This is a genomic window from Porcipelethomonas sp., assembly GCF_051893655.1.
Classification (GTDB): domain Bacteria; phylum Bacillota; class Clostridia; order Oscillospirales; family Ruminococcaceae; genus Porcipelethomonas.
Map to the genome: position 1 here is coordinate 1 of NZ_JBJFHN010000113.1, position 1,670 is coordinate 1,670.

A 1,670-nucleotide genomic window follows, 5' to 3' on the forward strand; every position below is an offset into this window, starting at 1 on the left:
CTCCAAATTTCTTTGTGGGTATTATTGCCATTTACACGGTTCCGTATTCAGACTCGAAAGACATTCTTTCCGGGCTTTATATTACATTAATATCATTTATTTAATTATTGAAACACCTGTCATTTCCTTAGGCTGTTCAAGTCCCATAACCTTAAGCATAGTTGGTGCAATATCTGCTAAAACTCCACCTTCACGCAACTCGCAGTCCTGTCCGACAACGATAAACGGAACAGGATTTGTTGTATGAGCAGTAAATGGTGAACCATCATCTTCATACATCTTATCAGCATTACCGTGGTCAGCTGTAATAAATGCCACACCGCCCTTAGAAAGAACTGCATCAACTGTTCTGCCAACGCATTCATCAACTGCTTCTACAGCTGCCTTTGCAGCATCAAACACACCAGTATGACCTACCATATCGCAGTTTGCATAGTTTAAAATAATAGCATCATACTTATCACTGTTAATTGCATTCACAACAGCGTCTGTGACTTCATAAGCACTCATTTCCGGCTTCATATCAAAGGTTTCAACATCCGGAGACTTAATAAGAATTCTGTCTTCGCCTTCAAATGTTTTTTCTTCACCGCCGTTAAAGAAAAATGTTACATGAGCATATTTCTGTGTTTCAGCAATTCTCAGCTGAGTCTTACCCATTTTGCTTACATATTCTCCAAATGTCATTTCCAAAGCTTCCGGAGGATATGCAACAGAAACATTTGGCATTGTAGCGTCATACTGAGCCATGCAGACAAAATTCAATGGGAAAAAGCCGTTCTTACGTTCAAATCCGCTGAATCCTTCTTCAACAAATGCTCTGGTGATCTGTCTTGCACGGTCAGGACGGAAATTAAAGAAAATAACGCTGTCATCAGCTTTAATCATTCCCTCTTTGTTGCAAACTGTAGGAAGCATAAATTCGTCTGTAACGCCGTTGGCATAAGAATCCTTTATAGCCTGTACAGGGCAGGTTCCTTCGACTCCTTCACCAAGTACCATTGCATTATAAGCCTTTTCAACTCTGTCCCATGCGTTATCTCTGTCCATAGCATAGAAACGTCCCATAACAGTAGCAACAGTGCCTGCGCCGATTTCCTTCATCTTGTCGCATGCTTCCTGCATATATTCAGCAGCAGATGACGGCGGAACATCACGTCCGTCAAGAAATGCATGAACGTAAACCTTTTCAATACCATTTTTCTTTGCCATTTCAAGAAGACCATAAAGGTGTTCAATATGGCTGTGGACACCGCCTGGAGAAAGAAGTCCCATTAAATGCAGTGCAGAATTTTTTTCCTTGCAGTTTTTCATTGCATTTTTAAGCGGAACGTTTTCAAAAAAGCTGCCGTCCTCAATAGCCTTTGAAATTTTTACCAGCATCTGATAAACAATTCTTCCGGCACCGATATTAGTATGACCTACTTCAGAGTTACCCATCTGACCATCCGGCAGACCAACATCAAGCCCGCTGGCACCAATAAGGGTATGCGGTCCTTTCATATATTTATCAAGATTAGGTTTCTTTGCAGCGGCAATTGCATTGCCGTAATCGCTTGAATTATAACCGAAACCATCCATTATGATTAAAGCAACAGGTTTTTTACTCATATGGTAATACTCCATTCAATAATATTTATAAAGAGAGAATCGGTATTTCTACCGACTCA

The 1,670-nt window shown here is 40.5% G+C and carries 1 protein-coding gene; it reads right to left on the reverse strand.

The window, feature by feature from the left end; translation table 11 throughout:
- Positions 1–96: 96 nt before the first annotated feature.
- The gene (gene gpmI, locus ACI4WO_RS06610; RefSeq protein WP_439806771.1) at positions 97–1,611 is read right to left on the reverse strand and encodes a 2,3-bisphosphoglycerate-independent phosphoglycerate mutase; all 1,515 of its coding nucleotides are present in this window, start codon (positions 1,609–1,611) and stop codon (positions 97–99) included.
- Positions 1,612–1,670: the final 59 nt, after the last annotated feature.